We start from the raw sequence: 21100 nt of genomic DNA, 5'->3' as shown, positions 1-21100 counted from the left end.
TCCCGGGGACGTGTGCACCCTTCCACCGAACAGGGCTCCGGCCTCGCTCTCCACCTAGCTCGGAGTTCGCGGTTCTTCGCCTGCTTACGCTCTCGGTTGGCCTTGGCCCATTCCGATGCTCTCCGTCTGGAGAACTTCGGCCGGCATTCAGGGCATCGCAGGGCAGGGCGTCCCGTGCGCTGTTCGAAGGTAGTTCCACAGTCGACGCAGGTTCTTTGTGCCACTTGACACCTCTCAGCGAGCAGAACTCTGTGTTTACAGATTCTATTCGCTGAGAGACATTTATGCGGCTAGAACGTAGGTGTCGCCAGGCCGGTCCCGCCGATCACCGAAATGCTCTTCGGGTACCGCTCCGAATGGATTGCTGTGTAGTTATAGAATCTCAAGAGCACGGACAGCTGCGCGGCCAGCGGCTCGCGGAAGCTCTCGGCGCGCGGCGTGCCCTCGAAGAGGATCACGTCGTCGGAGCGCATCACCACGATGCGGTCCTCGTTAGTGCCCGCGCCGAGGTTGACCGGCAGGTTCGGGTCGACGAACACCGGCAGGCCGTGCATCGAGCCGACGAACCCCTCGCTGTTGACGTCGCCCACCGCGGCGAGCACGTTCTGCGGGGCGCCCGCGACCGGCGTCACCAGCGGCCGGCCCGCCGTGTCGAGGGCGGACAGCAGCCACGCCCACCGGCGCGGGTGCATGAAGATGACGTCGGGCGGCATGTACCGCTGGGTGTGGATCTGCTGCACCGCGTCCGCGATCTTCGGGTACAGCTCGCCCGCCGTCGGCGACGCGTCGGTGTAGGTGACCGCGTTCGAGCCGGTCACACTGAGCAGGCCCCGCTTGTTCGCCACGTTCGAGTTGATGACGAACAGGTCCAGCTTCACCGCGTAGTCGGCGGCGAGGTCCTGCAGAAGCACCTCGTCCATGTTGATCGGCGACTGCTCGATCAGCTGCAGTGAGACGACCTGCTGGCCGGCGATCGTGGCCACCGCCGCCGTCACGCTGTTCGTGGTGGCGTCGGTGTTCTGGACCGCGGTGTTCTGCGTCGCCTGCTCGGCGACCGCGGTGCCGGTGGCCAGCCTCGGCAGGTTGATGGAGTCGGTGCCGCCGGGCAGCGCCATCTGCCGCACCCGGTTGGCGATGATCCGAGACGGGCGGGCGAGGCGCACGTACTGGTCGACCATCCACAGCGGCGGGACGAAGTCGCCACCGGCGCCGTCGGTCGTGCTGAGCGCCCTCTTCTCCAGGGCGTGCGCCACCTCACGGTCGTTGCGGGCCAGCCGCTCGATCGCGTCGCGGGTGCCGTGCAGCTGCGCCCGCACCAGGTCCCGGAAGTAGCTGTTCGACCCGCCCTTGCGGTAGGTCTCCGGCTCCGAGGTGACGGTGACGGATGGCCGCTCGCGCTGCTCGCCGGTCTGGCCGTAGGTGACGGCGAGCTCCGCGACGCGCTGCTCGCGGCGCTCGTCCTCCTCCAGCTCGGCGATCCGGCCGCGCTTCTCCTCGATCTCGTCGTCCTTGGCCTTCAGCGCGGCGCGCTTCTCCTCGAACGCCGCGGACTCCTCGTCCGTCAGGTCACGCTGCTCGGCACGCGGCGCGGTGAGCACGCCGTCGAGCTCGGTCTTCAGCGCGGCCCTCTCCTCCAGCAGCTTCTTCAGCTGCTGGCGCAGGAACTCCAGCACGGAGCCCCTCCTTTCGGTAGATGGGTCGTGCCTGCGATCCGTCCGGGTGGTGGCTCAGGTGGTGGCGCGCGAGCGCGCTCCGGCGTGAGCTCCGGCGCGTCAGGGGTCAGGCGGTCAGGTCAGCCGAGAAGCTGCGCCTCGGCCTCGTACAGCGACAGCGGATACCGCGGCCGCCGAGTCTCGGGTTCCGGCGCCTTCTCGACGGCTGCCGGCTCAGGTGCCGGGCGCGGCGGAGCAAGGCGCGCCGACAGCCGCTCGAACAGGACGCGGGCCTGGTCATCAGCCATGCGGTCGAGGTCCAGACCACGCAACGCCACGCTGGTAGCAGGGTTAGCGCCGAATGTCACCACGGAGACGTCGCCGCGGTTGATGTTGTATTCGACGATGTCGCGCTGCATGTAGTCCGGGCTCCACTCCTGCCGCATAACGCGGAAGGCGAAGCTCATCTCCGTGAGGATCTCTTCCTCAATGGCGGCGACAACCTCACGGACCACGGCGCGCTCGCCGTTAAGGTCCGGGGCGTTCATCAGCAGGCCGGTCGAATCCTCTGAAAGGCGCAAGGAGCCGTTCTTTGTGCGCGCCAGCGGCATGCCCTCGTGGTTGAGAACGAGCACCACGTCCGGGTTCTCCGAGAGGCTTTTGCTGCCCGCTCCTTCGCGCACCACTTCGTCATAGGCGCCAGCCCAGTCCCACATCTCGTACGGGGCGCCGTAGACGCTGGCATATCCCTCGATGTCGTAACGGGTGCCGCCGGTTCCGTTGGGCTTAGCGCGGATCTCGAAGCGGGCCGCGAAGGCGCGGCGCTCCGGCCCCTTGATCTTCGCGCGCTCAGCGAGATCCATCTCTACTCCTCGGTGCTGTCCGTCGTGCCTGCGCTGCCAGCCGGTGGGAGCGTCGTCAGCTGGTCGATCTGCTCGGGGGTGAGCGGCGGCCGGTCCTCCAGCTCGCGCGCTTCGTCCGGGGTGCCGAACCGGTTCCGGATCGCGATCTGGTAGGCGCGGTACCTGGTCAGGAGGTCAGTCCTGAGCAGCGCGGCCCGGTTGAACTTCGCGTACTGGGGGCGCGGCAGCAGCCGCGACACGACCCGCTCGATCCGCGTCAGCCACGGGTCCAGCGCGTAGATAAGCAGCTGCAAGTTCCGCTGCTCGATGTTCTGGTAGGTCAGGCTGCCGCCGGTCTCGTAGCCGAGGATCTCGGCGATGCCCGGGCCGTAGATCCGGCAGCACTCCGCCGCGGTGAAGTTGTTGGTCTCCAAGAACTGGCTCTCGCCCGGCGCGATCTGGATCGGCTGGTAGGACCAGCCCTTGCCCAGCACGACCGGCTCCCGGCGGCCCTGGATCGCAGCGAGGAACCGCTGCTTGGCCGTCGCCGCGTCCGCCTGCTCCAGGTTCGCCTCCGACGACAAGATGCCGGTCGGGTGGGCACCCTCCTCGAACCACTGCGCCCCGAACCGCAGCGCGCTGATGCCGACGCCGATCGTCAGCGCGTGATGCGCGATCGGCGACATGCCCAGCAGCCGGCCCGGCACCGGGTACACCCGGCGATGCCACACCTTGGCGAGGTCGACCTCCTGGCCGGCGATCCGCACCCGGATCTCGCCGTCGCGGCTGTCGCGCCACATCGACACCTCGTCCGGGTGCTGCAGCACGATCTGCGTCGGCGAGCCGGTGCGTGGGTCACGCTCGCCGATCAGGCCGACGACGTTGCCGCGCAGCAGCCAGGAGAACATCCACTGCCACAGCCAGTCGTCCAGGCCGTTGCCGTCGCCGGCCGGGTCGGCCAGCCAGCGCGGCGGGGTCCGCTCCCGCTTGTCCGGCCCGTCGCCCGAGAACACGTCCAGCGGCAACATCGAAGCCGTGCCGGCGAGAAGCGTCACCGACGCCCAGACGGCGACCTTCTGCAGGGACGCTTCGGCGTTCGACAGGTCCACCCGCGCGAACGACGGCACCGCAGCGTTCGGCGGCGGGATAGGCGTGTACTCACGCCGTTCCACCGGCGGCCGCCCGCCGAAGAAGAGACTCACTGCGCCCCCCGGTCCAGGGCCTGCGTCCACGCCCGGTCCACCAGCAGCGCCACGCCGGCCACCATGAACCCGAGCGGCGGCCACGCCAGCCACGCCCCGTACGCCAGCAGCGCCACGCCGGCCAGGCCAGGCAGGGCCAGCAGCACACGACGCAACGCCGAACCGGCCGGCCCCGCGATGCGATCCATCAGGCGGCGAGCCATCACGCTCCCCTCACCAGATGTTGCTCATCGGGTCGACGTCCTCCATCAGATGGGCGCGGGTCGCGTGCCCCCAGCGAGCCAGGGTGACGGCCACGAGCGGGCTGATGTCCACGCTGGCGCCGCGGCGCGTCCAGGCCCACAAGTCAGCCAGGTCCCGGCGCGCCGCACCCGCCAGCGCCGCCGTGAGCGACGCCTGATCCATATGCCGCAGCGTCGGCGTGTTCCCGTCGCGCGGCACCACGGCGTCGTAGAAGGCGCCGCACGCCTGCGCGTAGTCCCGGGCCGATGGCTTGACCACCTCGGCGCCGGCCGCCTCCAGGTCCGCGATGAGCGAGCCGGCTGGGCCCGCGCCGTCCACAACCACTGCGCACGGCTTCCACCGGTCGACCAGATCCCGGGCCCGCTGCACCATCCACCCGGTCCCGGGCCGGTGCTCGACCACCTCGACGTGGTCGAGGCCGTCCGAGCGGCGGCCGGCGACCGCGATCGACCCGTACGAGCGGTCGGGGGTCACGTCGAGCGCGAACGCGACCGGGTCGACGAGCTCCGACGCTGGGTCAGCCACCGCCGCCCACGCGTCCTGCGGGATGACCGTCCACTCGCCCACCATGTCGGGCACGTGCTGGCAGAGGCATTCCGTGCGGAAGATCGGTTCCGGGTCGGTGGCCAGCGCCGACGCGAGGCCCTCCTCCGAGACCGTGTAGCCGAGCGACGGGTTCGCCATCGCCCACACCGTCCGGTCCTGCAGCCGGCACTTCGGAGTGTGTGCGCTGTCCGGCCGGCCGCACGTGCACGCCACGTCGTCCGGCGCGCTCCACTCGAAGTGGCCGAACGTTGGATCCGCTGTCGGGTTCTCCGCCGCGGCGCGGCCCTTCGCCTGCAGCTCGTTCAGCACCACGCTCTTGTCGTCGCCGGCGTTCGAGAACGCCCACACCTGCGGGTCCGGTCTGGCCATCGTCGTCTTCGTGACCGCGCCCCACGCGTCCCACGTCTGGTGCTCGCGCAGCTCGTCCAAGTTCACGTCGTCGCCGCTCAGCCCTCGGCCGCCACGCCGGGAGGCTGCCGCGATCTTCCAGCGGGCACCCGATGACAACCGGAGCGCCTTCTTGCCGTTCGTGCGGTCGATCGCCGCCACCTCGGCCGCCAGCTCCGGCGTGCCCTCGACGATCTCGACGGCCTTGTCCCACGACTCTTCGGAGATGTCCAAGTTCTGCGCGGTGCCGATCACCAGGCCGACGCCCAGCACGAACATCTTCCACAGGTTCTTGACCTCGACAATCGAGGTCTTGCCGTTCTGCCGGGCCACCAGCACCAGCACCGTCCGGAACCGGAACCGGCCATCCCACCGCACCTCGTGCGCGTGGATCAGCAGCCAGCGCTGCCACGGCAACGGCCGGATCCCCAGCACGTCCACCGCGAACTCCACCGCCGAGAACCCGCGCGACGTCGACGGCGTCAGCGCGCACCCACACCCGCACGGCCCCGGAGGGCCCGTGACAAGCGGCGGCGTCCAGATCCTAGGAGTCGTGCTCCCCAGCAGCACCGGCGCGGAGCTGAGCAAGGCGCCCCCCGATCGGCTTGTCCGCCTTCAACGCCTTCCGCGCGGCCGGCGCCCCGCCGAGGTCCCGCAGGACGCCCTGCAGTTGCGGGCCGAGCCACCCGACCGTCTTCGTGACATCGCACATCGCCTCAAGGGCCTGCAGACGTTTCAGCGCTCCCATGTCATCCGACAGGTCCCGGCGCAAATCGCCGAGGACCTCGGCGCGACCGATCGCCTTCTCGATCTCCTCGGCCTGGCGCAGCGCGAGAGCCTTCATCGCCTGGTCCGCGTCGGTGAGCCAGTCCATCGCCTCAACCGCGGACCTGACTGCGTCGCGCAGGTCCGGGGCGCGCTCGCGCGGCTCATCCGCCTTGACCGAGGTCAGCCTGCGGCGAGGGGGCACTCGGCACCTCCAAGGGGGTACGGGGCCGCTCGGGGGGAGAAAACGGGACACTGTGGCGCGGGTCGTCCGCCACCCTTGATCAAAAAGCGTTTACGCAGGTCAGCGGCTTACCATCGTCGCGACGTGTCGAGCTTCGGAAGATGCGGGCGAGAGCCCTTCTCCTGGTTGCACTTCCGGCCGCACGTCGGGCAGCCGTCCACACCGTGTGCACGACGCAGGTACTGCAGGTCGCACGGGTCGAGGCCGAGCGCTTCGAGCGTCACGAGCGGCGGGTCGTGGTCCGCGTCCTGGGTTCCGGTGTGGCCGCACAGCCAGCAGACGTCGGGCGTGGTGGCGAACAGCGTGGCCCGTGCTCGTCGCCATGGCCGGCCTGCTCGTCCTCTACTGCGTGGCATCGCCCTTGCTCTGTTCGCCCTGCTCCTCGTGCACCTGCGAGGTGGTGAGCAGCGTGACGCCCTCGATGAGGATGGCCAGCCAGGACAGGCACAGCACAACGACGGGTTCGTGCTTGGCGAACGTGAACGCACTGAGTGGCCAGCCGATGATGGTGCCGGCCACGAGGGTCCACGCGGCGATGACGCGGGCCTTGCGTGCGCGCTGACTCATGTCCTCTCCGTGGGTCGAGAGGGTGGGCCCGGCGCTGTACGCCAGTCCTCGTGCAGCGCCGGGCCGGGACGGCGCACGGTCCGGGGATACCGAGCGCCGCCGGGTGCGGGAAACGCGAACGGCCCAGGACAAGGCCCGGGCCGATAGGTGATGCGAAGTTACTGGTGATAATGGGTCATTTTGGGGCGGGCCGCAACCGATGTCCGGAACGTAGGCGGGCGAGTTGGTCGATCTCGCCCCGGTTCCACAGGTACCGGCCTCGGTCGACGAGGGGGTCGGTGAGCCGGCCTTCGGCGTGCCAGCGGCGGATGGTGCGGGCGGGGATGCAGTAGATGGCGGCGGCGTCTCCGGTGGTGATGAGGGTGCTCACGCCTTCAGCTTGCCGTTGCATCAAAGCCACCTGTTGATGCCGAGCATCTCGAAGAGTTCGTCACTCGCGGGCTGATCACCCATAAGCCAGGCGTGTCGGCGGGGGACGATGTACATGGGCTCAAGGCTGATGAGGTCGTCGAGTCCGGCTTGGTGAATGGCGGCTCTGAGCCACTCTGCGTCGTCGGGGTTGCAGGCGAGTTCTCGCTTGGCGCCGTCTCGGGTTTGGCTCCAGAAGCGCAGGTCAGTAAGCCAACTGCTCATGGCCGGTCTTTCTTTTCTGGGGATTCCGTTCTTTCTTGCCGATCTATCCCGACCTGTCGGGTCTACTCGGCGTGCTGATCGAGGAGTTGCTGCCAGAACGCCATGACCTCTGGCCCGGCGTATCGGTGGTAGTGGATGCGTTCGGTCCCGCGGTACACGGCGACCTCCGTGCTGGGCTCATCGGCGCTGGTGTAGAGGCTGACCCAGTCGTGTGGGTGGGGTGTCCAGTGGGGGAACGCGAGTCGGGCGGCGTGCTGCTGGAGGGATTCGACCTGTCGTTCAGGGGGTTTCTGGTGGCGCACTATCCCACTTTGACACCCGATGTCCATGATCGGGAGGGTGTGGGCTTGCGCTGTCGGATCGTCACCTAGTGGTCCGGTTGTCCCTCACGGCCGCCACTCATGGCGGTAGTCCGGATGGTCGGCGTAGGGCAGTGCAAGCGTTCGCAGGCTGTACCCACCTCTACGGTCGTCCGAGCTTGCCCGTGACCAGAGGCCCACCAGGGCCCGCTTGGCTTCGACCTCGCGCAGCACGCGGGCCGGCTCGAATCGGTCGTGGTAGGCGTACTCGCTGAGCCGCGCGTCCGTCACCGGCTCACGGCGGAGCCGGACATGCTTCCTGTGCGGGTCGTTCATGAACTGCTCGGTCAGGACCTGCTTGTGCTGCTGCCAGTCCAATGCCGCCTGCTCGTCTTCGTCGAGCCGAGCCCGCAGGAACGCGATCAGGTCATCCACGCTCATCCCGCCATCCTCTCCCGCGCTCCGAGGTACCGCTTCCCGAACCGGTGCCACTGCGTCGTGTCCAAGGCGAGCTCGCACATGTCGCAGTAGATCTCGCTGGGGCGGGGATCCCCGTCGCGCCGCACGGTGGCGAGCAGCATCCCGTCGCACTGCACGCCGGCCTCCAGGTCGAGCACCTCGATGCACCGGCCGATGACGAGCGGCAGCCGGGCCGGGTCGATCACGTTGTACGCCCTGCCCACCAGCTCGGCGAGCACGTCCTTGACGGCGCCGGCGTCGGGGTGGGCGGCCAACCAGTCGACGTGCCGCCCCAGCCAGGCGCACTGCGCGCCCGGGTTGGGCGGCGGCCCGATAAGGCCGCGTTCGATGGCGACGAGCTCGGTGACGAAGCGGAGGTCGTGCCGGATCTGGGAGAGCAGGTCACCGGCGCGCGGGTTGTACGGCAGGGGCGGGGTGCGGCTGCCGCTGACGGCCGGGCCGGCGGTGTCGCGGGTGGCGGGGAGTTCGGCGAGCACGTCGCCGTGCAGCTCGGGCAGGGCGCTCAGGTGCCGGCCAAGCGCGGCGTGGCATCCCGCGCAGAGGTTGAGCCCGTCGGCGGCGGGCCGTGGCCGGTCGGGGTCGCGTCGGTGGGTGGCAGTGCAGAGGGCGGTGTCGGTGCGGCGTCGGGTCATGCTGCCCTCCCGGGGTGTTGGGGCGGTGCGGGGCTATCCGTGGTAGTCGGGGCTCTGCTGGTCGATGACCCAGGCGTCGTACTCGTCGGGGGCCATCTCGTCGGGCGGCACGAGCTCGGTCACGGGTCTTCGACCTCGTCCGCCTCGTCCACTTCGTCGAGGTCGAAGCCGTGGCAGTTGGCGCCGGTCAGCTCGTACGGGATGCTGCCGCTCTTGTTGATCGCGTAGAGCACGTGCTCCAGGACGATGGCCGACGCGGCGGGGGTGCGGAAGGTGAGGGTGATGGACACGTGCGGGTCAGTCACGGCACGCTCCTCCACACTCGCCGTGCTCGGGTTGGTCCCGTCCGCCGAGCACCACCACGCCAGCCACCCGCTGTTCCGCCACGTCGCACGCCGCGAGCATCGCCATCGCGACCCGCCTCATCGAGGCGACGCGGTAGGCGTCGAAGTCGGATACGTCGAACATGTGTGGCGTGGTCAGGAACACCGTGTCGAGGTCGGACTCGTCGTTGACGGTGCGGACGGTCCAGCCGGGCGCGGGATGCCACACCGACCCGGGTAGGCGGTGCGTACGGTCGTTGATGTGGTCAGGTGCCGGCCTGCCAGTGGTGTCGATGTGCGCTACCAGCCCGGACACCTGTCGGCGCAGCTCGGCGACGAGTTCGAGTGGGTCGCACTGTCGGAGGTCGTCAGCCATGGGCCGCCTCCTGCCGGAGGTGGGCGGGCTGGATGCAGTCGCCGTACGGGTGGTGCGCCTTCATGCGCGCCCATCGGCCGGCGCTCCGGCTGCGGTCTCCCGGGGTGACGGTGAACCTTTCGTAGTGCTGGCCCGGTTCGATCACGTCCCGGCAGACGACGCAGCCGCCGCCCGGGCCGGTGGGGAGGTGCCGTCGTCGGGCGATGCGGATCTCGATGAACTGGCTCATGCCGGTGCTCTCCTGTTCTCTCCTAGGGGTGGAGGTGGGCGCGGGCTTGCCTGTGCACGCGCCTGTGTGGGCCGTGGAGGGGCTTTCCGGGCCTTGCGCGACTCTCGGGCCGTAACACCGTGTCCAGCGGGCCGCAGAATCGCTCTCAGCGCTTCGCCGTCCCGGGGACTTCAGCAGGCGGCGAGGGGGCGCGGCGGGGTTTAGCGAGCGCGCGGCGGGGTTTGGGCGGGGTTTGGCTGAGGGAGTTTCCGACCAAACCCCGCCACTGTTAGTGCTGGTCAGGGCAGCATTTAGGTGCCGAGCGGGGTTTAGCGGGGTTTGTTGGCCGTACTCCACGTACGCACATGTGCGTGTGTGCACGCACGCGCGCCCGCATACGCATAGACCGAACAACAAACCCCGCCAAAACCCGCTAGGGGCCAAAACAGGGGGGTGACCTGCGGAAACAGTGGCGGGGTTTAGCGAGAAACGCGATTTCCAAACCCCGCCCAAACCCCGCCGCCGCGAAGCTAAACCCCGCCAACCCCGCCTCACGACACACCATCCGTAGTGAGCTGCTCACCATTGGTGGCCTCAGCGGGCAGAACCTTGTACGACCAGACCTTCGTCTTCTTGTCGTGAACGCCCACCAGCACCAGCCCGGCGAAGATCCGGTCACGACGGGCCGCGAGGAACTTCCCCAACCCCTTCGCCGAGAACGGGATGCTCTTGCCGTCCTTGTACGTGCTCGGGAACGTGCCGTCCCACGGGTCGATCCAGGTGCCGCCCGCGTTGTCGATCCGGGCGCTGTCCACCAGTTCGGTGGCCCGCTTCGGCACGGTGCCGAACTTGTCGTGCCACTTCAGGAGGAACGCCGCGGTGCTGGTCTCCTCCTCGTCGGAGCCTTCGAGCTCGTCGCGGTTGGACAGGAACCCGGTCACGCCGTGGAAGTCGGCGAGCCCGCCCATGACCTGCGCCCAGGCGGAGAAGTTCCGCATCTTCACCGACGCGCGGGGGGCGCCGGCCGCGATCCACGCCCGCGCCAGGATCATGAGCGCGCGCAGCAGGTGGGCCCGATTGTTCGGGTTCTCCAACCACGACCACATGTCGTCGATGACGAACCCGGTCCGCTCCTCGGGCCGCTCCATGCGCGGGTCGAGGCGGGTGAGCACCGACCGGGACGCCATGTCGCCGCCGACGGTGAGGTTGTTGCCGGTGGCCATCCACAGCCGGTCGTTGACGGCGGTGGCCATGCTGGAGGCTCCGAGGAGGCGCGAGCTCCACTCGGTGGAGGTGAGCAATGCGGCGAGGACGCCATGGCTGATCGTGTCGAAGCTGTCGACGTTGTCGAAGACGATGACCGGCTCGACGGTGTCGATGAGCAGCGAGGTGATGGTCTTGGCCATCTCCTCTTCGCGACGCACCCACGCGGTCATGCGCAGCCCGTACGCCGCCCGCATGACCTCCATGAGCAGGGTCTTGCCGGAGCCGCGGGTGGTCGCCGAGATGAGCCCGAACGGGGGCAGCCCGCCGACGTAGAGCCGCAGCAGCGGCGTCATCAGCAGCGCGAGGAAGTTGGCGCGGCTGGCGTCGCTGTCGAAGGGGAAGTCGCCGAGCACGTACTCGAGGAGGTATTGGCGGGCCTTGGTGACGGTGGCGTCTGACGGCCAGTCCGGGACGGGGGCGACGTGGAAGGCGGGCCGGTAGAACAGGCGGGTGGCCGGGTCGTAGCCGGGCGTGGTGAGGGTGGTGCCGTCGGGCCGGATGACGGGGCCGGCGGTGACGCCGGCGAGCGGCTGCAGGCCGGGCCAGTCGGTGCGGGACAGTACGGCGGCGGCGGTGGACACGCTGGGCAGGCCGGGCACCTCCTTGGGCACTTCCTTGACGACCCGCACGCGGTACGGCTGGGTGTGGCGGGCGAGCTGCTCGCGCAGCGCGGCCGGGTCCATGGCGCGGATGAGCAGCCGGGCGCCGGTGCCGTGGTCAACTTCGACGACTTGGGTGACGGCGCCGCCGCGGACGTAGGTGTCGGGGATGATCCGCTCGTTGAGCACGTCGGAGATGCGGCGCACCGCATCGTCTTCGTGGGTGATGTCGATGCATGGCCGGGGGTCCGCGACGGCGGGCTGCGGGGCGTTGAGGAGTTCGGTCACGCGGTCCTCGGCAGGTGTGCGGGCTCGGCCTGGCCGAGGTAGTCGCCGCCGTTGCGGGCCACCGCTGCGGCGCGGATGCAGCGGGAGCAGCGTCCGCACGCGGCGGGGCAGGGCTCGCCGCGTGCGGCGGACGCGTCCATGTCGGCGTGCTCGGCAGGGGTGCGGTGGCCGGCCATGGCGCGGACCTTCTCGGCGACGACCTTCCAGGCGGTGGCCATCTCGTGGTGGGCGTGGCCGTACCCGATGTCCCAGCCGGAGTCGTGTCCGTCGCGGTAGCCGGCGGCGTATGCCTCGACTTCCCGGCGCTGCTGCTCGTCGAGGTCGGCGAGCAGCGCCTGGATGGTCGAGGCGTGCTGTGAAGCGGGCACCCGGTTCCCCTCTGGTGCTGGTGGTCGGACGTGGTTCATGTGCGAGGTGGCGCCGGTCGTCGTCGGCGTCGCGCGTGGTTGAGGGTGGGGCGTGCTGGCGTCATGGCTTTCTCCGGCCGGGCCGGTGGCCCACGTGGTGGTAGCCGCAGTGGCTGCAGGCATAAGCCGTCAGCCAGTCCTGGGCGGCACCCCGGGCCACGAGCTCGGCGACGGCGGCCAGCGCCCGTTCCCGTGTGCGGTAGCGGCGCTTGCCGGCGCACTTACGGCCCTTCGTCTCGGTGCTCACGAGGCCTCCACGAGGAGGTCGGTGTCGATGGCGAGGACGATGCCGGGGCCGAGCTTGATGAGCGGCCGTCCGCTGAGGTGGGCTCGTGCGACGAGGGCGGCGACGTCGGCGGTGAGTCCGGCGGCGACGAGCCGTCGCATCAGGTCGGCTACCTGAAGCTCGGTCTGGGGCCAGTCGCGGCGGATGCCGTGCCCCCATGTGGAGGGGTGGAGTAGCCCGCGGTCGATCCAGTAGTTGAGGGTGCGCGGGGTGAGTCCGCGGTCGAGCACGTCCTGCAAGGTGAGCGTCATGAGGTCACCTGGCCGAGCTGGGCGGTGCAGGTGGCGCAGCGGTTGGTGGGCGGGCAGTAGAGCCGGTTGGGTGCGCAGTGCGCGCCGCGGCCGGGCTCGGGCTGGCCGGCGAGGGCCGCGGGTGTGCAGGTGGCGCACCGGTAGCCGCAGATGTAGAGGCGTGTGGGGGTGCCGCCGCAGTGTTTGCCGGCGGCGGCGTCCCAGCGCGTGCACGGCGCGCTCACGGCGCGACTCCGTCGAGGTCGAAGAGCGTCGGCGTCAACGTCTCCACGGGCGGCTTGCGGAGCCCGCGGAACGGCCGGACGACGACGTGGCCCTCGGGGTAGCGGATGGCGACGTTGCGGGGTGCGCCGGGCGGCGGCGTGACCCAGGTCAGCCAGTCCGGCGCGGTCGGCAGCGGCCGGCGCTTGGAGGGCAGGACGAACGCGCAGACGACGGTCACGTGCTGGCCGCCGAGGAGGTAGGTGCGGCCGGTCATGCTGTGGCCTTTTCGGTGAGGCGAGCGGAGCGCGCGGCGATGAGTTCGCGCCGCTCCTTGGGGGTGGTCCCGGCGCAGATGCCGTCGAAGTTCTCGCCCTGGTCGAGGGCGTAGCGCAGGCACGCCTCGGCTATGGGGCAGCTACGGCACACGGCGCGGGCCTTCCTGATCTGGCGGCCGTAGGTCTCGCTGTAGGCGGGCGGGAAGAACAGCTCCGGGTCGTCCTGGCACAGGGGGCGGCCGGGCAGGGCGTCGGGGATGCGCGCCCCGCCGTTGCCCGTGGTCTTGGCCGGTTTCGCCTTCCGGGTGGGGAGAGGTACCACCGTGGCGGCGGCGCGGGCCGGCTGCCCGCTGCCGGGGCATCGCGTGCTGTCGTTGAGCCGCATGCCGGGTTCGGGCGTGTGGGAGATGAGCGTCCCGTCGAGGCGGAGCGCGATGGTGGGCCGCTCGCACTTCGGGCAGGCCCCCCGCGGGGCGCGCCGGTTACCGAGGGCGGTGTAGGCGGTGACGAGCGTGTCGCCCTCGCGCAGGCCGAGCATGTCGGCAACCTGCTTGAACTCCTCCTGGGTGGCGCCGACTCCGGCGGCCACTCCGGCGAGGACCTCGATGGCGCGCTGTTTCTTGGCGGCCGGGAGGGCGGGGACGCGCCGGGGCGCCGCGGGGGTGGAGGTGCTGCTGTTCGCGCGGGTCTTGCGGCGCTGCTGCTGCAGAACGCCGTCGTTGTAGGACAGCTCGCGCTGGATGATCCATTCGGCGTCGTGCTCGCGGATGCTGTAGCGCGTGCTCATGCTGCACGCTCCAGCGGTTCGCCGGTGATGGCCTCGACCAGCGCGGACACGATGATCTCGGCGACGGGCGGGGTGACGGCGTTGCCGTACTGGCGGACCTTCTCCCTCTTGTTGCCGAGCACGACGTAGTCCTGGCCGAAGGCCATGGCACGGCCGATCTCGTGCGGCTCCAGCATCCGGAACAGCACGTCGTCGAGGTCGATGTCGGCGAGACCCTGAGCGATGGCGTACCGGTCGCGGGTCGACAGCGTGCCGATCGGTTCGCTGGCCGGGCGGGCGTAGCCGTTGCCGTAGTAGGGGGCGAGGAGCGTGACGAGCGACTGGTGACCCGCCGTGGTGAGCGTCCGCATCGGCTCGTCGAAGGGCGTGCACATCTGGCTGGCGTCGCCGCGCGGGGTGTTGTTGCGCATCACGAACCCGGGCGGTGTGACGAGCCCGTGGTGGTTGCCGGACGCTGTCACGGTGGCGAGCGCCTCGTCGACCGATCGCGCGTCACTGCCGCCACCGCGGAGCTCGGCGACGAACGGCAGCCACGCCAGGCCGGTCTCATTGCGCGCGGTCTGGGTGCGGAGCGGCGCAGTGGCGGAGGTAGCCTCCTTGCCCTCGCGCCCCTCGACCGGGACGAGGAGCGGCGGGATAGCGATGCCGTCGTTCTCGCGAGTCGTCCTGGTGGGCATCGGCTCGGTGACCGGGACCGCGGCGTCTCGCCACGTCCCGCCGGCCGGGACCACGATAGGGCGGGCGTACTTCTCCAGCCCCGCCCGGATCCGGACGACGGTCTTGTCAGCAAGCGGCTTGGCTCGGTCGCCGATCCGCTGGCCGGGGATCGTCCAGTCGATGGCGTACGCGGCGGGCAGCGCGGCCGGCTCCACCACGGCGTTGCGGCACGTGGACCGGGGGCACCGGTAGACGTACTGCTGCCGATAGCGGCCCATGTCGGCGCCCGGCTGCTTGAACACCTGCATGGCGACCACCCACTCGTCGCAGGCCAGGCAGTAGGCGGCGGGCCGCAGCCACTTGTCCCAGTCCGGGTCGCGACCGAGCGACCGGTGCCAGTAGGCGACGTACAGCCGATCGCGGGACTGCGGTGCCCGGGGCGTGCGCGTGGCGGGCGCGTGCATGCTGTTCATCGCGATGACCCGGACCTTGTAGCCCAGCGCCCGGATTTCGCCGAGCCAGCGGTCCCACTGATCCCACGCCCTCACGTCGATCACGTTCTCGACGACGCCAGCCAGGACGAGCCCGCCGCGCTGCTGGACGCCCCGCAGGTACATCGGGACCTCTTCCATGAGCGCGCGGGACCGCTCCGCCTCCTCGTCGCGCTCCTCGCCGAACAGCGAGTCCTGCATCGAGGTGGCGAAGTCGCGCCGCTTGCCGCGCGCGTTGGACCATTGCGGGCATTCGGGAGAGGCCCAGAAGATGTCGCAAACGGGCCAGCGGTCGACGGGCGCCTCGCGGATGTCGCCGAGGTAGTGGTCGACGGTCGGGAAGTTCGTGGCGTGGGACTCGATCGCGCGCGCCCAGTGGTTGGCGGCGCGGGTGACTTCGACGCCGGGGACGGTGTGTGCGCCCTGGGAGGAGCCGCCGGCTCCGCAGAACCAATCCATGAGGGTCAGCACGATCTGGCCTCCTTGATCTCGGATCCCTGCCGGGCGACATGGTCGATGGCCCAGATCGCGAACGCGGCGATGCAGGCGGCGCTCAGCCGGCGGTTACGTCGGAGCTGGAAGGTGAGGGTGCCGTGGCCGCCCTCCGTGCGCAGGCCGGGCAGTTCGATGACCACGAACGACGCGAGCACGCCGGCGGCCCAGCACCGCCAGGCGGTGCGGTAGATGCATCGCCCGGGCCCGGCCGCGGGGGAAGTCGCGGCCGGGGGGTTCCGGCGGGCTCGGGCGAGGATCTTGTCGAGGCAGTCGCACGTGCTGAGGCGGTCGGCCTCGTCGTGAAGCACGGCGGCGAGAAGGTGCTGGCTCATCGGGTGCCTGCCAGCGCGGTGGTGGGGAACTCGTCCCAGGTGCGGCCGTCAAGCTCGCGGCCGGCGCGGCCCTTGCCGACACGCGCCATCTCGACGCGGTGGCCGTGTCCGTCGATCGGTTCGCCCACGTAGATGCCGCCGTTGGGCGATGTGCTGCCAATGCCGACCCAGCCGGTGGGGCCCCACGCACCCCACTGCTTGAACAGGTAGGCGACGCCGGCCTCCTGGCACTGGTCGCGGAGGGATCGCGCCCAGTCGGGGTGCATCGGTCGGGCGCCGGGCCCAGACTCGCCGCCGACGATGACCCAGTCGATGCCGTGGAAGCGGCAGCAGCAGCCGCCCGCGTGGACAAAGGAGGCGGTGAGCCCGTGGCCGCGCTCACTGCCCATCGTCCACACCGCTCGCTTGAGGTTGATGGGCCCCAGGAGGGGCTCGCACGACAGGAACCGGATGGCGGCCGGGGTCTCCAGCAGGGCGGGGATGCGGAGTTCGGCGCGCTTCTGGTCCTCGACCGAGACCCCCAGCCACACGTTCGGCAGCGGCCATGAGGTGAGGTGGGCGAGGTTGTCGCGGAAGCTGCGCCGGTTCAGCAGCGAACGCATCCGGCCGTGCCTCTTCGTGAGGACCTGGAAGGTGTGCTGCGGCGCGCGAGCCATGGTCGCGAAGACCTCGGCGATGAACTCGTCCGGCACGCTGTCGTGGAACAGGTCGGACATGCTGTTGACGAAGATCCGGCGGGGCTTCCGCCACTTCAGCGGCTGCTCCAGCCTCTCGGGGCGGAGCTGGACGTCGAACCCGCGCTCGAAGTGGTGGCCCGGGGTGCCGCGCCACCGCTCGGCGAACGTCTTCGCGTAGCACCGGTCGCAGCCGGGCGAGACCTCGGTGCAGCCCGTGACGGGGTTCCACGTGGCGTCAGTCCATTCAATGCTGCTGTTGTCGCTCATCGGGCGGCCCTCCTGCGGCCGTAGCGGATGTGGAAGGCACCGCACCGGCAGTGCGTGATGCGGCTGCGGCGGGACCTGTCGGTGGCCTTCCAGGCGTCCGCCCAGGTGGCGTAGACGTCGAGCTCGGGCCGGCGGCAGGTGATGGCCGAGACCCACTCGGCGGTCGGCCACAGCGCGCGCTGCAGCTCGGCGAGGTCGACGTCGGCAGGGTCGATGCGGGCGGTCCACCGTTCGGGGTGCAGGGCCGGCACCCGGACCTCGCCGAGGATCTCGGCCGGGTCGGGTTGGGGCTGCGGGCTCCGCTTGAGGTGCCGGACGCCGTATGCCGCGGCGATGACTCCGAAGGCGAGCAGCATGCCGGCGACGGTGAGGGTGTGGCCGGTCATGACGTCCGCCTCCCGAGCACCGTGTCGGCGTGGGCTAGGGCCTTGTCGAGGTCGCGGGCGTCGGGGTCGGCGGCGGCATCGAGCAGCCAGCGGAGGGCGGCGGCGACCGCTTCGTGGCGGGTGCGGTGGTAGGTCGCGGTGGCGGTGACGGAGAGCGCGACGAGGCCGACGACGATGCCGACGAGCATGAGGACGGAGGACAGGTCAGGCACGGTCGTCACCGCCTATCTGCGCTTCCTGGGCGGCCTCAGCGGCGGGCTCCAGGTAGCGAACGGGCTTGCCGAGCTTCTCGGCGTACTTCACCTCGGAGCGGGTGGACTCGCCGATGTAGCCGCCGGGGTTGACGACGAACACCTCGTCGGCGAGGTCGATCTTCCGCTTGTGCAGGTCGTCCAGGCGAAGTTTGGCGTCGTCGGTGAGCGGGTCGCCTGAGTGGCCGAACACGCCGGGGGCGATCACGATGACACCGTCGAGGGTGAGGTTCCGGTTCACGGCCGAGAAGGCGTCGCGGAAGCGGGTGGATCCGCAGAGGGCGACGATCGTGGGGCGGTGTCCGATGAAGTCGCGCACGAGGTCGTGGTACTCGTGGCAGTCGGCGCTGAAGTGGCTGTAGCTCACGATCCGATCTCCGTCTTCTGCGCGCGGCGCTCGCGGATGGCGGTGCGGGTGGCCTGCCTGATGAGGTCCTGCAACTGGCCGGGGATGGCGCACAGCTCGGCGAGGGTGAACGCCTGCTGCTTGCTGTCGGGGGCGAGGATCATCACCTCGGGCGGTGGCTTGCGCGGCTCCCAGGTGCGGCGGCTGCAGCACTCGGCCGCGTCTTCCTCGCTGTAGCGGCCGGCTTCCAGCCAGTTGGTGGTGTAGCCGGACTTGTTGGGCCGCCAGTAGGCGTGGTGCTCGTTCGACCAGACGAGGTACGTGCTCACGGCTCGAGCACCTCCAGTGCGGCGTTGCACAGCTCGCGCACCACCGTGGCCGCGTCCCGCTCGTCGCTCCACCGGCCGAGCGAGTCGACGTACGACTCGTCGTGGTCGAGCCCGAGCCAGTCGATGAGCATGTCGGCGGTGTCCAGCGCCAGCCGAAAAGCGGGCGTCCACTGCCGGTCGTCCTCCCACACGTGCGGGTCGAAGCCCGCCGCGACGGCGACGGCGCCGAGTACGCACACGGGGGAGGTGTGCGGAGGCAGGCACGCCTCCTGGTCGTAGAAGTCGCCGCGGGCCAGGCCCTGCCGTTCGATGACGTCGGCGGCGGCCAGGGCGACGGCGGCGGGGCTGAGGTTGAGCGTGATGGTCATGGGTGTCTCCGCAGGTGGCGGGGTCGGTAGAGGTGGAGGGTCGCCGCCCGGAAGGCGGCGGCGAGGGTGCGGCGGGACAGCCGGGCCCGGCGGTGGACCCGGGCGACGATCCAGCGGCGCAGCTCGGGACGGAGCGCGAGGTGCTGGCCGGCCAGCACGGCAAGCACGAACACGGCCTGCGGCAGGTAGGTCACTTCGCACCCCCGGCGCGCTCCCTGCCGACCCGGTTGATCAGGTCGCCGATCCGCTCCTCTTCGCCGGTCTCGTTGGTGACCAGCTCGCCGAGCTGCCGGGACTGGGCCAGCTCGCGGTGCATCTGGCGCAGCCGCCCAACCGAGGTGCGCGGGTTGCACGCCTCGTCGGCGTACTCGGCGGCCGACCGGATGCGCGCTTCCCCGCGCTCCAGGTTGTGCGCGTCGGGGTCCGGGTCGAGGGTCGGCACGAGGCCGGCGTGGTAGAGCAGCGTGCGCAGCGCGACGGCCTGGGCCTTCGCGCTGCCCTTGTCGCCGGTGTCGAGCGACTCGCCGGCGGCCTGCACTTCGAGGTGGTCGCCGTTCGGCCCGTAGATCCGGTAGGTGACGACGACGGTGCACTCGCGGGTGGGCTTGCCGGTGGAAGTGGTGGTGTCGCGGTAGGACGGCTCGACCCGGTGAGGTAGGACGAGCACGCCGTGCGCGCGGCAGGCCGGCCCGAAGACGTTGAGCGCGCGGTCCACGCCCCGGTAGTCGAACCGAGCCGGTCCTTCCGTGACCTTGTCGCCCTTGGTGACGGCCCGGACGACGCCCATCACGTTGGCCCATGCGACGTGCACGGGCAGCTTGGCGGGTCCGCCCTCGGGGACGGGGATGTCGATGTCGGGGAGCGGCTCGGCGGGCACGGTCGAGGTGGTGGGCGCCTCGGTGTGCTCGTCGGGGCGGGCCAGCTTGGCGGCCTGGTCGGCCAGGGTCATGACAGGGCCTCCGTCAGGCGGAACTGCTTGGCGATGTGGAGCTTGAGAGTGGTCCGCTCGGTGACGCACTCGGCGTACGCGGCCGGGTACTTCTCGGCCAGCAACTCCAGGTCGACCTCCGGCGCGATGCCGACCTCCTGCAGGCCGTACGCGTAGTCGTTGCCGAATGCGCCCATGCGGTGTGGCCCGAGGGCCTCGATCAGGCGCGCCTTCTCGGCGTCCTTCTCCGCCTTCGCGGCCTTCTCGCGGAGGCGGGCGTCCTCGTAGCCGAGCAGGTGCTCGTGGGCGGCCGTCTCGTCGAGGTCGGCCACGCCCTCCCGGTCGGGGTAGAGCCGGTCCCACAGGTCGAGCAGCGCGTCCGGCCGGCCGGACGCCGGGGGCGGGGTGCGGCGCTGGATGCGCTGCCACATCTGCCCGGCGACGGTGACGATGTCGGCAATGAGCTGCTCGTTGCCCGCACGCCGGACGACGTTCTGCCGGTAGTCCGACCCGCCGATGAGCACCGCGGTGTGGATGTGGTCGTAGCCCGTGACGGCGATCTGCCAGAGCGTCTGGGCGAGCACGTCGTCGGGGACGGCGCGCCGCCACTTGTAAGCGGCCCAGGCGTTGCGGGTCTTCACTTCGAGGGCGCACGCTTCGCGCCCGCCCTCGGCGAGCGGGCAGTCGGTGACGCGCCGGTCGAGGGTGCACATCATCCACGGCTGCTCGTCGTGAGCGACGAGACCCACCCGGCGCACCACCGAGCGGTTCCGGCGGGCCCACTCGCGGGCGATGGTCTCCTCGTGGAGGGTGCCCCACAGGGCGGGTTCGCCGGCGTCGTCCTCGGGCGGCAGTTCGCCGGTCTTGTCGTAGTAGACGTGGCCGGGGGTTCGGTATCCGACCTCGAGCACGTCGGCCGCGTCGCTGCTGCCGATGCCGCCGCGGCGGGCGGCGAGCCAGTCGGCGCGGTCGGCCGTGGCGGGCAAGACGAGCCGGGCGGTCGGCGTGACCCGGCGGCCCGGTGCGGTCGTGGTCATGCCGCGTCTCGCTCTCGGGTGCGGTGCAGCCAGGAGCAGACGGTGGCGACCGTGCTCGGCTCCCACCCGGCGAGCCAGCTCACGATGCGCCGGTCGTGGGTGCCGAGCTGGATGCCCTCCAGCGCCTGCAGCAGGGCGTCCTCCCGAATCTCCTGGCCGGCGAACTCCCCGTTGTCGCCACGGATAGCGTCGTAGGGAGCCGCGTCGATGGGTCCGGTAGGGATGTCGATCTCAGCCACGGGTGTCGCCTCCCTGGCAGCGGTGGAGGGCGAGGATGCGGTGCACGCCGGTGGCGTCGTCGGTGAGGTCGTAGGCGAGGAAGCTGCGCCAGCCGCACTCGTGGCGGAGGTGGCGGAGCTGCGGCCATCCGGCGGCCAGCTCGGCGACCCAGTCGCTCGTCAACGTCGTCACCGGGTCACCGCCGCGCCGAACTCCGCGGCCTCCTTGACGACCGCCGCGTAGTAATCGGCGTGACCGCACGGGTTCGTCCACACGTCCACCGAGTAGTGGGCGCCGTCTTCGCACTGGTTGAGGTTGGTCGGGACACCTCGGGTGCCGCCGCATTGCGGGCAGGTAGCCGGGATGGTGACGGTCCGGACGACGGGGTTGGTCGGGCCGCTTCCCCAAGGGGACTCGGCGGAGCGGTCGCGCACCCGGACGGTCATCGTCTGCACGTCCGTGGGCGGCTCCTGCAGCGCCTCGGCGGCGCGCTCGCCCAGCTCGAGGACGTCCGTCTCGCGATTGGTGGTTATCTTGGTCATTGACTTTTCCCTT

Annotated in this window: 37 protein-coding genes; 1 reads left to right on the top strand and 36 read right to left on the bottom strand. The window is 70.6% G+C overall.

The genetic code is table 11. From position 1 onward, the window contains the following. Positions 1-290: 290 nt before the first annotated feature. The 10 genes from AB0H64_RS29420 to AB0H64_RS29375 all read right to left on the bottom strand — a co-directional run bounded on the left by AB0H64_RS29420 (position 291) and on the right by AB0H64_RS29375 (position 7081). Entirely contained in the window at positions 291-1673 is a 1383-nt protein-coding gene (locus AB0H64_RS29420) for a phage major capsid protein (protein WP_357630948.1), read from the bottom strand. A 119-nt stretch (positions 1674-1792) separates the two neighbouring features. Further along, positions 1793-2515 (bottom strand): HK97 family phage prohead protease, encoded by a 723-nt coding sequence (locus AB0H64_RS29415; RefSeq protein ID WP_357630945.1) that lies wholly within the window; start codon positions 2513-2515, stop codon positions 1793-1795. Positions 2516-2517: 2 nt separating this feature from the next. After that, positions 2518-3696: a phage portal protein gene (locus AB0H64_RS29410; protein WP_357630942.1), complete on the bottom strand. Its 1179-nt coding sequence runs from the start codon at positions 3694-3696 to the stop codon at positions 2518-2520. Continuing rightward, positions 3693-3899, bottom strand: a complete 207-nt coding sequence (locus AB0H64_RS29405; RefSeq protein ID WP_357630939.1) for a hypothetical protein — start codon at positions 3897-3899, stop codon at positions 3693-3695. Before AB0H64_RS29405 ends, AB0H64_RS29410 begins: the two co-directional genes overlap by 4 nt. A 10-nt stretch (positions 3900-3909) precedes the next feature. After that, positions 3910-5325 carry a hypothetical protein gene (locus tag AB0H64_RS29400; protein WP_357630937.1) on the bottom strand — a complete coding sequence of 472 codons (1416 nt, stop codon included), beginning with the start codon at positions 5323-5325 and terminating at the stop codon, positions 3910-3912. A gap of 91 nt (positions 5326-5416) precedes the next feature. Further along, on the bottom strand, positions 5417-5746 hold the full coding sequence (locus AB0H64_RS29395; protein WP_357630933.1) for a hypothetical protein: 330 nt from the start codon (positions 5744-5746) through the stop codon (positions 5417-5419). Between the two features lie 203 nt (positions 5747-5949). Further along, positions 5950-6237 (bottom strand): hypothetical protein, encoded by a 288-nt coding sequence (locus tag AB0H64_RS29390; protein WP_357630930.1) that lies wholly within the window; start codon positions 6235-6237, stop codon positions 5950-5952. Beyond that, positions 6224-6448: a hypothetical protein gene (locus AB0H64_RS29385; protein ID WP_357630927.1), complete on the bottom strand. Its 225-nt coding sequence runs from the start codon at positions 6446-6448 to the stop codon at positions 6224-6226. The genes AB0H64_RS29390 and AB0H64_RS29385 overlap by 14 nt, the downstream gene beginning before the upstream one ends. 175 nt (positions 6449-6623) lie before the next feature. Then, complete coding sequence (locus AB0H64_RS29380) at positions 6624-6818, bottom strand: MerR family transcriptional regulator (RefSeq protein ID WP_357630925.1); 195 nt, start codon at positions 6816-6818, stop codon at positions 6624-6626. Between the two features lie 20 nt (positions 6819-6838). After that, positions 6839-7081 (bottom strand): hypothetical protein, encoded by a 243-nt coding sequence (locus tag AB0H64_RS29375; protein WP_357630922.1) that lies wholly within the window; start codon positions 7079-7081, stop codon positions 6839-6841. Positions 7082-7116: 35 nt separating this feature from the next. On the opposite strand from AB0H64_RS29375, the gene AB0H64_RS29370 reads away from it, so the two are divergent. Further along, complete coding sequence (locus tag AB0H64_RS29370) at positions 7117-7452, top strand: hypothetical protein (RefSeq protein WP_357630919.1); 336 nt, start codon at positions 7117-7119, stop codon at positions 7450-7452. 15 nt (positions 7453-7467) lie between these two features. Here AB0H64_RS29370 and AB0H64_RS29365 read toward each other — a convergent pair whose 3' ends face one another. From AB0H64_RS29365 to AB0H64_RS29240, 26 genes are all read right to left on the bottom strand, one after another. Further along, a complete protein-coding gene (locus tag AB0H64_RS29365; RefSeq protein ID WP_357630916.1) occupies positions 7468-7821 on the bottom strand; it encodes a DUF6221 family protein in 354 nt (117 codons plus the stop codon). Beyond that, positions 7818-8492: a hypothetical protein gene (locus tag AB0H64_RS29360; protein WP_357630913.1), complete on the bottom strand. Its 675-nt coding sequence runs from the start codon at positions 8490-8492 to the stop codon at positions 7818-7820. The genes AB0H64_RS29365 and AB0H64_RS29360 overlap by 4 nt, the downstream gene beginning before the upstream one ends. A gap of 119 nt (positions 8493-8611) precedes the next feature. Then, complete coding sequence (locus AB0H64_RS29355) at positions 8612-8797, bottom strand: hypothetical protein (protein WP_357630910.1); 186 nt, start codon at positions 8795-8797, stop codon at positions 8612-8614. Further along, positions 8790-9191, bottom strand: a complete 402-nt coding sequence (locus AB0H64_RS29350; RefSeq protein WP_357630907.1) for a hypothetical protein — start codon at positions 9189-9191, stop codon at positions 8790-8792. The genes AB0H64_RS29355 and AB0H64_RS29350 overlap by 8 nt, the downstream gene beginning before the upstream one ends. Continuing rightward, entirely contained in the window at positions 9184-9420 is a 237-nt protein-coding gene (locus AB0H64_RS29345) for a hypothetical protein (RefSeq protein ID WP_357630904.1), read from the bottom strand. The genes AB0H64_RS29350 and AB0H64_RS29345 overlap by 8 nt, the downstream gene beginning before the upstream one ends. 530 nt (positions 9421-9950) lie before the next feature. Beyond that, entirely contained in the window at positions 9951-11552 is a 1602-nt protein-coding gene (locus tag AB0H64_RS29340; protein ID WP_357630901.1) for a hypothetical protein, read from the bottom strand. Continuing rightward, a complete protein-coding gene (locus tag AB0H64_RS29335) occupies positions 11549-11920 on the bottom strand; it encodes a hypothetical protein (protein WP_357630898.1) in 372 nt (123 codons plus the stop codon). The genes AB0H64_RS29340 and AB0H64_RS29335 overlap by 4 nt, the downstream gene beginning before the upstream one ends. A gap of 100 nt (positions 11921-12020) precedes the next feature. Beyond that, positions 12021-12206, bottom strand: coding sequence for a hypothetical protein (locus tag AB0H64_RS29330; RefSeq protein ID WP_357630895.1), 186 nt, complete (start codon positions 12204-12206; stop codon positions 12021-12023). After that, on the bottom strand, positions 12203-12496 hold the full coding sequence (locus AB0H64_RS29325) for a MerR family transcriptional regulator (protein ID WP_357630892.1): 294 nt from the start codon (positions 12494-12496) through the stop codon (positions 12203-12205). Before AB0H64_RS29325 ends, AB0H64_RS29330 begins: the two co-directional genes overlap by 4 nt. Next, positions 12493-12720, bottom strand: coding sequence for a hypothetical protein (locus AB0H64_RS29320; RefSeq protein WP_357630889.1), 228 nt, complete (start codon positions 12718-12720; stop codon positions 12493-12495). The genes AB0H64_RS29325 and AB0H64_RS29320 overlap by 4 nt, the downstream gene beginning before the upstream one ends. Further along, positions 12717-12974 carry a hypothetical protein gene (locus AB0H64_RS29315; RefSeq protein WP_357630886.1) on the bottom strand — a complete coding sequence of 86 codons (258 nt, stop codon included), beginning with the start codon at positions 12972-12974 and terminating at the stop codon, positions 12717-12719. The genes AB0H64_RS29320 and AB0H64_RS29315 overlap by 4 nt, the downstream gene beginning before the upstream one ends. Continuing rightward, positions 12971-13762 carry a WhiB family transcriptional regulator gene (locus tag AB0H64_RS29310; protein ID WP_357630883.1) on the bottom strand — a complete coding sequence of 264 codons (792 nt, stop codon included), beginning with the start codon at positions 13760-13762 and terminating at the stop codon, positions 12971-12973. The genes AB0H64_RS29315 and AB0H64_RS29310 overlap by 4 nt, the downstream gene beginning before the upstream one ends. After that, positions 13759-15381 carry a DNA cytosine methyltransferase gene (locus AB0H64_RS29305; protein ID WP_357630880.1) on the bottom strand — a complete coding sequence of 541 codons (1623 nt, stop codon included), beginning with the start codon at positions 15379-15381 and terminating at the stop codon, positions 13759-13761. The genes AB0H64_RS29310 and AB0H64_RS29305 overlap by 4 nt, the downstream gene beginning before the upstream one ends. Further along, on the bottom strand, positions 15375-15737 hold the full coding sequence (locus tag AB0H64_RS29300) for a hypothetical protein (RefSeq protein ID WP_357630877.1): 363 nt from the start codon (positions 15735-15737) through the stop codon (positions 15375-15377). Before AB0H64_RS29300 ends, AB0H64_RS29305 begins: the two co-directional genes overlap by 7 nt. After that, positions 15734-16681, bottom strand: a complete 948-nt coding sequence (locus tag AB0H64_RS29295; RefSeq protein ID WP_357630876.1) for a phage Gp37/Gp68 family protein — start codon at positions 16679-16681, stop codon at positions 15734-15736. The genes AB0H64_RS29300 and AB0H64_RS29295 overlap by 4 nt, the downstream gene beginning before the upstream one ends. Continuing rightward, positions 16678-17067, bottom strand: coding sequence for a hypothetical protein (locus AB0H64_RS29290; protein ID WP_357630873.1), 390 nt, complete (start codon positions 17065-17067; stop codon positions 16678-16680). Before AB0H64_RS29290 ends, AB0H64_RS29295 begins: the two co-directional genes overlap by 4 nt. After that, positions 17064-17279, bottom strand: coding sequence for a hypothetical protein (locus AB0H64_RS29285; protein ID WP_357630870.1), 216 nt, complete (start codon positions 17277-17279; stop codon positions 17064-17066). The genes AB0H64_RS29290 and AB0H64_RS29285 overlap by 4 nt, the downstream gene beginning before the upstream one ends. Then, on the bottom strand, positions 17272-17685 hold the full coding sequence (locus AB0H64_RS29280; RefSeq protein ID WP_357630867.1) for a hypothetical protein: 414 nt from the start codon (positions 17683-17685) through the stop codon (positions 17272-17274). The genes AB0H64_RS29285 and AB0H64_RS29280 overlap by 8 nt, the downstream gene beginning before the upstream one ends. Continuing rightward, positions 17682-17993: a hypothetical protein gene (locus tag AB0H64_RS29275; RefSeq protein WP_357630864.1), complete on the bottom strand. Its 312-nt coding sequence runs from the start codon at positions 17991-17993 to the stop codon at positions 17682-17684. The genes AB0H64_RS29280 and AB0H64_RS29275 overlap by 4 nt, the downstream gene beginning before the upstream one ends. Next, on the bottom strand, positions 17990-18361 hold the full coding sequence (locus tag AB0H64_RS29270; protein ID WP_357630861.1) for a hypothetical protein: 372 nt from the start codon (positions 18359-18361) through the stop codon (positions 17990-17992). Before AB0H64_RS29270 ends, AB0H64_RS29275 begins: the two co-directional genes overlap by 4 nt. Then, on the bottom strand, positions 18358-18555 hold the full coding sequence (locus tag AB0H64_RS29265; protein ID WP_357630858.1) for a hypothetical protein: 198 nt from the start codon (positions 18553-18555) through the stop codon (positions 18358-18360). Before AB0H64_RS29265 ends, AB0H64_RS29270 begins: the two co-directional genes overlap by 4 nt. Further along, positions 18552-19310 (bottom strand): hypothetical protein, encoded by a 759-nt coding sequence (locus AB0H64_RS29260; protein ID WP_357630855.1) that lies wholly within the window; start codon positions 19308-19310, stop codon positions 18552-18554. Before AB0H64_RS29260 ends, AB0H64_RS29265 begins: the two co-directional genes overlap by 4 nt. Continuing rightward, positions 19307-20326 (bottom strand): lambda-exonuclease family protein, encoded by a 1020-nt coding sequence (locus AB0H64_RS29255; RefSeq protein WP_357630852.1) that lies wholly within the window; start codon positions 20324-20326, stop codon positions 19307-19309. Before AB0H64_RS29255 ends, AB0H64_RS29260 begins: the two co-directional genes overlap by 4 nt. Continuing rightward, positions 20323-20565: a hypothetical protein gene (locus AB0H64_RS29250; RefSeq protein ID WP_357630849.1), complete on the bottom strand. Its 243-nt coding sequence runs from the start codon at positions 20563-20565 to the stop codon at positions 20323-20325. Before AB0H64_RS29250 ends, AB0H64_RS29255 begins: the two co-directional genes overlap by 4 nt. Continuing rightward, positions 20558-20737, bottom strand: coding sequence for a hypothetical protein (locus AB0H64_RS29245; protein ID WP_357630846.1), 180 nt, complete (start codon positions 20735-20737; stop codon positions 20558-20560). The genes AB0H64_RS29250 and AB0H64_RS29245 overlap by 8 nt, the downstream gene beginning before the upstream one ends. After that, positions 20734-21087: a hypothetical protein gene (locus tag AB0H64_RS29240; protein ID WP_357630843.1), complete on the bottom strand. Its 354-nt coding sequence runs from the start codon at positions 21085-21087 to the stop codon at positions 20734-20736. Before AB0H64_RS29240 ends, AB0H64_RS29245 begins: the two co-directional genes overlap by 4 nt. Positions 21088-21100: the final 13 nt, after the last annotated feature.

Source organism: Nonomuraea sp. NPDC050733 (assembly GCF_040654215.1).
In the GTDB taxonomy this organism is placed as follows: Bacteria; Actinomycetota; Actinomycetes; order Streptosporangiales; family Streptosporangiaceae; genus Nonomuraea.
Note: the sequence above shows the minus strand (reverse complement) of the source record. Positions and strands in the feature narration are given on the sequence as shown.

Coding starts and splice junctions, on each gene's coding strand:
- AB0H64_RS29390 (WP_357630930.1), bottom strand. CDS start 6,237: ATGCCACGCAGTAGAGGACGAGCAGGCCGGCCATGGCGACGAGCACGG.
- AB0H64_RS29300 (WP_357630877.1), bottom strand. CDS start 15,737: ATGAGCCAGCACCTTCTCGCCGCCGTGCTTCACGACGAGGCCGACCGC.
- AB0H64_RS29315 (WP_357630886.1), bottom strand. CDS start 12,974: ATGACCGGCCGCACCTACCTCCTCGGCGGCCAGCACGTGACCGTCGTC.
- AB0H64_RS29240 (WP_357630843.1), bottom strand. CDS start 21,087: ATGACCAAGATAACCACCAATCGCGAGACGGACGTCCTCGAGCTGGGC.
- AB0H64_RS29365 (WP_357630916.1), bottom strand. CDS start 7,821: ATGAGCGTGGATGACCTGATCGCGTTCCTGCGGGCTCGGCTCGACGAA.
- AB0H64_RS29415 (WP_357630945.1), bottom strand. CDS start 2,515: ATGGATCTCGCTGAGCGCGCGAAGATCAAGGGGCCGGAGCGCCGCGCC.
- AB0H64_RS29255 (WP_357630852.1), bottom strand. CDS start 20,326: ATGACCACGACCGCACCGGGCCGCCGGGTCACGCCGACCGCCCGGCTC.
- AB0H64_RS29310 (WP_357630883.1), bottom strand. CDS start 13,762: ATGAGCACGCGCTACAGCATCCGCGAGCACGACGCCGAATGGATCATC.
- AB0H64_RS29260 (WP_357630855.1), bottom strand. CDS start 19,310: ATGACCCTGGCCGACCAGGCCGCCAAGCTGGCCCGCCCCGACGAGCAC.
- AB0H64_RS29360 (WP_357630913.1), bottom strand. CDS start 8,492: ATGACCCGACGCCGCACCGACACCGCCCTCTGCACTGCCACCCACCGA.
- AB0H64_RS29325 (WP_357630892.1), bottom strand. CDS start 12,496: ATGACGCTCACCTTGCAGGACGTGCTCGACCGCGGACTCACCCCGCGC.
- AB0H64_RS29385 (WP_357630927.1), bottom strand. CDS start 6,448: ATGAGTCAGCGCGCACGCAAGGCCCGCGTCATCGCCGCGTGGACCCTC.
- AB0H64_RS29350 (WP_357630907.1), bottom strand. CDS start 9,191: ATGGCTGACGACCTCCGACAGTGCGACCCACTCGAACTCGTCGCCGAG.
- AB0H64_RS29405 (WP_357630939.1), bottom strand. CDS start 3,899: ATGGCTCGCCGCCTGATGGATCGCATCGCGGGGCCGGCCGGTTCGGCG.
- AB0H64_RS29395 (WP_357630933.1), bottom strand. CDS start 5,746: ATGGACTGGCTCACCGACGCGGACCAGGCGATGAAGGCTCTCGCGCTG.
- AB0H64_RS29290 (WP_357630873.1), bottom strand. CDS start 17,067: ATGACCGGCCACACCCTCACCGTCGCCGGCATGCTGCTCGCCTTCGGA.
- AB0H64_RS29345 (WP_357630904.1), bottom strand. CDS start 9,420: ATGAGCCAGTTCATCGAGATCCGCATCGCCCGACGACGGCACCTCCCC.
- AB0H64_RS29295 (WP_357630876.1), bottom strand. CDS start 16,681: ATGAGCGACAACAGCAGCATTGAATGGACTGACGCCACGTGGAACCCC.
- AB0H64_RS29270 (WP_357630861.1), bottom strand. CDS start 18,361: ATGACCATCACGCTCAACCTCAGCCCCGCCGCCGTCGCCCTGGCCGCC.
- AB0H64_RS29375 (WP_357630922.1), bottom strand. CDS start 7,081: ATGAGCAGTTGGCTTACTGACCTGCGCTTCTGGAGCCAAACCCGAGAC.